General features: G+C 72.7%; 9 protein-coding genes and 1 pseudogene. 4 read left to right on the top strand and 6 right to left on the bottom strand.

Translation table 11 applies throughout. The features are described from left to right. Window positions 1-224, top strand: a pseudogene (locus tag AB0H87_RS36495) (hypothetical protein); the annotation flags it as partial. An 18-nt stretch (window positions 225-242) separates the two neighbouring features. After that, entirely contained in the window at window positions 243-992 is a 750-nt protein-coding gene (locus AB0H87_RS36490; RefSeq protein WP_360156575.1) for an alpha/beta hydrolase, read from the top strand. 10 nt (window positions 993-1,002) lie between these two features. Here the strand turns inward: AB0H87_RS36490 and AB0H87_RS36485 are convergent, their stop codons facing one another. From AB0H87_RS36485 to AB0H87_RS36460, 6 genes are all read right to left on the bottom strand, one after another. Beyond that, the gene (locus tag AB0H87_RS36485; RefSeq protein ID WP_360156578.1) at window positions 1,003-1,497 is read right to left on the bottom strand and encodes a pyridoxamine 5'-phosphate oxidase family protein; all 495 of its coding nucleotides are present in this window, start codon (window positions 1,495-1,497) and stop codon (window positions 1,003-1,005) included. A gap of 66 nt (window positions 1,498-1,563) precedes the next feature. Beyond that, window positions 1,564-2,217: a methyltransferase domain-containing protein gene (locus AB0H87_RS36480; protein ID WP_360156572.1), complete on the bottom strand. Its 654-nt coding sequence runs from the start codon at window positions 2,215-2,217 to the stop codon at window positions 1,564-1,566. Window positions 2,218-2,260: 43 nt separating this feature from the next. Then, window positions 2,261-3,277: an alpha/beta fold hydrolase gene (locus tag AB0H87_RS36475; RefSeq protein WP_360156570.1), complete on the bottom strand. Its 1,017-nt coding sequence runs from the start codon at window positions 3,275-3,277 to the stop codon at window positions 2,261-2,263. A 22-nt stretch (window positions 3,278-3,299) separates the two neighbouring features. Then, on the bottom strand, window positions 3,300-3,932 hold the full coding sequence (locus AB0H87_RS36470) for a TMEM175 family protein (RefSeq protein WP_360156567.1): 633 nt from the start codon (window positions 3,930-3,932) through the stop codon (window positions 3,300-3,302). Further along, window positions 3,932-4,390 (bottom strand): hypothetical protein, encoded by a 459-nt coding sequence (locus AB0H87_RS36465; protein WP_360156564.1) that lies wholly within the window; start codon window positions 4,388-4,390, stop codon window positions 3,932-3,934. Before AB0H87_RS36465 ends, AB0H87_RS36470 begins: the two co-directional genes overlap by 1 nt. Further along, window positions 4,354-4,977, bottom strand: a complete 624-nt coding sequence (locus AB0H87_RS36460) for an NAD(P)H-binding protein (RefSeq protein WP_360156561.1) — start codon at window positions 4,975-4,977, stop codon at window positions 4,354-4,356. The genes AB0H87_RS36465 and AB0H87_RS36460 overlap by 37 nt, the downstream gene beginning before the upstream one ends. Window positions 4,978-5,081: 104 nt before the next feature. Here AB0H87_RS36460 and AB0H87_RS36455 point away from each other — a divergent pair, with 104 nt between their 5' ends. Together AB0H87_RS36455 and AB0H87_RS36450 are read left to right on the top strand one after the other, a co-directional pair. Further along, window positions 5,082-5,747: a hypothetical protein gene (locus AB0H87_RS36455; RefSeq protein ID WP_360156558.1), complete on the top strand. Its 666-nt coding sequence runs from the start codon at window positions 5,082-5,084 to the stop codon at window positions 5,745-5,747. A 54-nt stretch (window positions 5,748-5,801) separates the two neighbouring features. Then, the coding region (locus tag AB0H87_RS36450) for a tyrosine-protein phosphatase (protein ID WP_360156555.1) at window positions 5,802-6,167 on the top strand (366 nt) is incomplete at its 3' end.

Genomic DNA, 6,167 nt, shown 5'->3' with positions numbered 1-6,167 from the left:
TGACCGACGAGGTCGGCGTGATCACGGGCGACCTGACGTTGCGGACGGAGTTGACCGACGGCAACGTCGTGCTCCGGGTGCAATACAAGGACGCCCACGGGTCGGCCCGACCGGTAGGCGCCCGGCTCGTAGGCCTCCTGCTCAGGGGCGAGGGCCCACCACCGGCGGACGGCACCGTCGGGCTCCGCGCCGTCGAGGACCTGGTGCTCGCGGACGACCGCTAGCGGCTACCGTTCGCATCCATGGGTTGGTACGGCGGGCAGGTCTACTACGAGGACACCGGGCGCGGCGACGCCGTCGTGCTCATGCCGGGCTGGGGCGGCAGCATCGTCGACCTGGACCGCGTACGCCGGGAGCTGGGGTCGGGGTTCCGGGTCATCGCCGTCGACCTCCCGGGTTCGGGGCGGTCGCGGCCGCAGCCGCGGCACTACCCGCCGACGTACTACGTGGACGACGCCCACCTGCTGCACGACCTGCTCGACGAGCTGCGGGTCGACGTGGCGCACCTGGTCGGCTTCAGCGACGGCGGCGAGGAGGCGCTGCTCATGGCGCAGCTCCGGCCGGCGCGGGCGTTGTCGGTGCTGACCTGGGGCGCGGCCGGCCGGATCGTGGCCGCGCCCAGGCTCCTCGACGGGCTCACCCGCCTGGTCGACGACCCCATCGACGAGCTGAAGCCGCTGGCCGCGTACCTGGTGGACAGGCACGGCGTCGACGGTGCCCGGATCATGGCGAGCAGCTGGGCCGGTGCGATGACGGCGATCATCGACGCCGGCGGTGACCTCAGCCGGTCCGGCGCCGCCCGGATCACCTGCCCCGCCCTGCTGGTCACCGGCACCTACGACCCGTACTGCCCGCCCGATCTGGTCCGGGAGATGGCCGACGCCATCCGGCGCGGGCAGTTCCTGGAGATGCCGGGCGCCGGCCACGACGTGCACCTCTCACACGGCGGCGCGCTGGTGCGCACCATCGTCTCGTGGCTGGGCGACCACTAAGGCCCGTCGGTCACTGCTGCGTGAAGCGGTAGTTGGTCTGGCCGAACGGCTCGCCCTTGGCGTGGCCGTACACCTTGTCCGGTGTGACTTCGAAGACCACGGTCCGGGCGTCCGGGGTGACGTCGATCTCCCACCGGCCGTCCCAGCGCTCGCGGTAGAGGTCGGCCAGCCGCCGCAGCAGGGCCGCGTCGGTCACCGGCGTCGCGGTGCCGTCGACGGCCACGTCGAGGCCCTGGTCCCAGGCCGTGTCGCCGGCGAGCACGAGCACGCGCGGGTTGGCCTGGAGGTTGGCGTACTTCACCTCGCGGTCGCCGGTGTGGAAGTAGACCTTCCCGTCGTGCACGACCGGCACCATCGGCGTCGCGTGCGGTCGGCCGTCGGGCCGGACGGTCACGATCCAGGCGACCTCTGCCGCGGCCAGTCTCGCCTCGGCGTCGGTCCACGGGACCGCCGCTGCCTGTGCCTCGCTGTACTGCGGGTCGATGTGCTCGCTCGTCGGCCGCATCACGCCCCCGAAACTGGTCGCCGGATGCACGTGGACGCTTGACGGTAACAGCCCGCGGTGCCGGTCTCAGGCGTGTGCCACGCCGGCGATCTGGGTGTTGAAGGGGATGAACGGGGTGTGCAACCGGTACGGCTCGATGTCGACCCGGGCGAACCCGGCCGCGCGCAGCAGGCCGGCCAGGTCCCGTTCGCAGGAGCAGCCCTCGAACGTCCAGGCCCACGGCCGGCGCAGGGCCCGCTGGAGCGCGCGGGTCGGGGTGCCGGACCGCCCGGCGACGTGCTCCACGAACCGGAACGTGCCGCCGGGACGCAGGACGCGCCGGATCTCGGCCAGCACGTCGGCGGGGTCGGTCACCGTGCAGAGCACGAGCGAGGAGATCACGCTGTCGACGCTCCCGCCCGGCAGCCCGGTGCGCTCGGCGACGCGGTCGCGCAGGTCGAGGTGCACGCCGCGCCGCTCGGCCTCGGCGCGCAGCCGCCGGTGCATCGGAATGTTGGGTTCGATGGCGACGAGCGTCGATCCGGGCCGCAGATAGCGGAGGTTGGCCCCCACGCCGGAGCCGATCTCGACCACGGTCGGGGGCAGGTCGGCGAAGACGCGCCGCTTGTGCTGCCGGACGTTCCACTCGATGTACGGGCCCATCGTGCCGAAGAACGCGGCGTTGAACGCGCCCCGCGCGCCGTGCACCTCGAAGCCGCTCGCTGTGTCGTTCTGGGTCACGCCTCCACCGTGCGCCGATCCGCCCGGCCGGTCAGGCGTGGAACTACCCCAGTTCGCGCCGGGCGGCGTACCACGCGGCGATCTGGGCGCGGGACCGGAAACCGAGGCGCAGGCGGATCCGTTCGACGTGCCCCTCGGCCGAGCGCTCGTCGATCCCCAGCCTCGCCGCGATCTCGCGGTTCGTGCACCCCTGGCTCACCAGTTCCGCCACCTCGCGCTGGCGCGCCGTCAACCCGTCGGTGCGGCGCCGTGGCACGGGCAGGCCGAGGAACCGACGGACGACGCGGACCAGCTCGTCGCGGTCACCGGCGTAGGGGATGTGCGACCGGCCGGGCAGCCGCACCAGCTCGGCGCCGCTGATGCCGGCGGCCAGGGCCTCGGCCTGCGCGACGGGTGCCGCACGGTCGCCGGTGCGGTGGACCACCAGGGTCGGCGCGCGCACCTGACCGAGGCGGTCGCTGACGTCGATCTCGTAGCTCAGCGCCAGCAGCGCCCGGGCTGTCGCGGCGCTCGAGCACGCGCGTTGGTAGCGGGCGAGCTCGGTCCGGGTCGCGCGGTCGGCGTCCGGGGCGAAGATGTCGGTCAGCACGTCGGACCCGAGGCCCCAGTGCGCCTCGACCAGGCCGAGGACGTGATCGCGTACGCCCGGCGGGGACAGGTCGCGGCCGCGTACCCAGCCGCCGTAGAGCACGAGGCGGCGAACGGTGTCGGGATGGTCAGCGGCCCACGCGGCGGCCACCGGTGCACCCATCGAGGTGCCCATCAGGTCGAACGGTTCGTCCAGCGGCGCGACGACGGCGGCCAGCTGCTCGAGCTCGAACGCCAACGACATCGGGCGGTCGGCGGCCGGCGACAGCCCCGTTCCGGCGCGGTCGTAGCGCACCAGGCGGCGGCCCCGCCCCAGCCCCTCGTAGAGCGCCCGCTCGGCCGGCAGCTCCCAGCCGCGCTCGAGATGCGTGAGCCAGCCCATCACGTAGACCAGCGGCCGGCCCGTGCCGACGGAGCCGTACGCCACCACGGTGCCGTCGGCCAGCACCACCCGGTCGATTCGCTGCCGCACCATGCGATTGTCGCTCCGCGGCCTAGCCGTACTCGCCGCGGATCGGCAGGTAGTAGGCCGGGGTGAAGGCGGCGATGATGACCACGCCCGCGAACGGCACGAACGCGCCGATGACGATGCCGATCCCGATCCAGACCAGCGCCACGGCGAAGCGGCGGCCGATGGACCGCGCCGAGGCGGGCTCCAGCGTGGGTTCCAGCAGCCCGCCGCGGCGCAGGTGCGCCCAGATGAGGTTGAACAGCACCGCGGCGGCGAACAGGGTGGTGCCGTAGAAGACGATCGCGGTGCCGACGCCGTCGTCGGCCCGGAGCGCACCCGCGAGCAGCGACGTCGAGAACGGCAGGAAGCCGATCACCATCAGCAGTACGGTGTTGAGGAACAGGATGGCGCGGTCGACATGGCGGACGCTGTCGAACATCACGTGATGGTTGACCCACACCTGGCCGATGTTGAGGAAGCTCATGACATAGGCGAGGTACGACGGCCACAGGTCGCCCAGCCCGCTGAGCAGGTGCCCGAAGTCCTCCGGCGGCTGGATCTCCAGCACGAGCAGCGTCACCGCGATCGCGAAGACCGCGTCGCTGAACGCGACGAGTCGGCCCGGGTTGCGCAGCAGGCGCGGCAGGTGTGCGGAGCCCCGCCGCGCGCGGACCATCAGGCGGCCCGGCGGCCGGTTTTCCTGGCGGGCGCCTTCTTCGTCGCCGTCTTCTTCGTCGTCGCGGTCTTCTTCGTGGCCGTGCTCTTCTTCGCCGCGGTCTTCTTGGCGGTCGCCTTCTTCGCCGGCGCCTTCTTCGCGGCGGTGGTCTTCTTCGCCGTCGTCTTCTTCCCGGTGGTCTTCTTGGCCGCGGCCTTGCGACCGCCCCCGGCGCGGCGGGACTTCGCGTCCTCCACGCTGCGCCGCAGCACCTCCATCAGGTCGGTGACGTTCGTCGCCTCGGGGGCCTCCGTGCCCTCGGTGATCTCCTCGCCGGCCTTCTTCGCCTCGATCAGCTCGTTGACCCGGTCCGTGTAGGTGTCGCGGTACTCCTCGGGCTTCCAGCCGCTGGTCATCGAGTCGATGAGCTGCGCCGCCATGCTCAGCTCGGTCGACTTGAGCTTGACCTTGCCCGGCATGTCGGCCAGGTCTCCGCCACCCGGCCCCGCGGCCCGTCCTCGACCACGTCCGCCAGCGCCGCGCCCACCTCCGCCGCCGCGATCGGTTGCGTCACCATCTGCGGCACCACGGAGAACCGGCCGAACTTCATCTGGTTCATCGTCTGGCCGGCGAACTCGTGGAACTGCGTGGCCCGCAGGATCGTGGCCGGAACCGGGCCCGCGAGGGCCGCCTGCTCCTGCGCCAGCTTGCCCACGTGGTAGCCGAACGGGATCTTGTCGACGCCCACGATGCTGAGCACCACGTGGTGTTTCACGCCCGCCGCCGCGGCGAGGACACCCAGCCGGTGCGTGGTGTCCGTGAAGTAGCGGACCGCCGCCGATCGGGACGTGGTGGTGACGTTGGCGCAGTCGACCACGCAGTCCACGCCCGCCAGCGCCTTCTCGAGGCCCGCTCCCGTGGTGAGGTCACCCTGGAACGCCTCGGTGCCGGCCGGGCCCGCGGTGCCGCCACGGCTGAGGATCGCGACCTGGTGGCCGCGCTGGGACAGTGCGCTCGCGGTGGGTCGTCCGACCACGCCCGAGCCTCCGATGACGAGTACGCGCATGAACTCACGACGAGACAGCCACCGCGGAACGTGACGGCGGGTGGTGCCGGTCACCCGGAACCCATCGGCCGTGGAGCGGCTCGTCACCAGCGGAGGTGACGAACATGGCGAAAATCCTGCGGCACATGCTCGCGGCGGCCCTGCTCGCGGTGACGATCGGCGCGATCGCCGCACCGAGCCCCGCCCGGGCCGGGGGTTGGGCGGCGACGGTCCTGGAGCCGATGCCGGCCACGTTGCGGCCCGGCCAGACGTACACCGTGGGCATGTGGGTCCTGCAGCACGGTTTCCATCCTTACGAGGGCAAGCTCGACGAGGTCGCGCTGCGGCTGGTCGACGCCAAGGGGGTCGAGACGAAGTTCCCGGCGGTGGCGTTGCCGGAGCCGGCGCACTACGCGGTCTCCGTCGTCCTGCCGCACGACGGGCCGTTCACGGTCGTCGGCATCCAGGGCTGGTTCGCGCCGTACGAGATCGGCACGATCAGCGCGGCCAAGGGGCTGCTCCAGCTGCCGGCGGTGACCCCGCTGACGAACGAACACCTGGCGCAGTACTGGCCCGGCAAGGTCAGGCCGCCGGTGCTCCCCGTGGACGAGCGCCGCGACCCGTTCGTGGCCGCCGCCGCGCCGCCGGCCGTCAAGGAGGAGGTCCAGCCGGTCGCCAACACCGTGTCGGACCAGGGCGGGACGCTACCGTGGCTGGCCGGCGCAGCGGCCCTCGTCCTGGTCGGCTCCGCGGTCGTGGGCCGGCGCCGGCTCCGGCGCGCCAATCCATAGCGGGGCACGCGTCCGCGGGGGATCATGAGAATCCCCCGCGGAAGGACGGCGCTGATGATCCTCGACTGGCCGGACTGCACCAACGTGCGCGACCTCGGCGGCCTGACCACCGGCGACGGCCGGCGGGTCCGGCCCGACGCCCTGCTCCGCTCGGACAGCCTCCACCGGCTGACCGAGCCCGCGGTCGCGGCGGTCCGCGCCGGCGGCATCCGGCGGATCCTCGACCTGCGCTGGCAGGCCGAGTGCGTCATGCGGCCGAGCCCGTTCGAGAGCGACCCGCTCTACCGGCACACGCCGCTGCTGGGCGACGACGACTACGTGATCACCCTCGACCAGCTCCGCGACGGTCCCGACTGGGACTCCGCGCACCAGGCGCACGCCGCGCACTACCTCAACCTCGCCGTGTCCGTGGAGCGTGGC

The organism is Asanoa sp. NPDC050611 (assembly GCF_040654855.1).
Taxonomy (GTDB): Bacteria; Actinomycetota; Actinomycetes; order Mycobacteriales; family Micromonosporaceae; genus Asanoa.
Note: the sequence above shows the minus strand (reverse complement) of the source record. Positions and strands in the feature narration are given on the sequence as shown.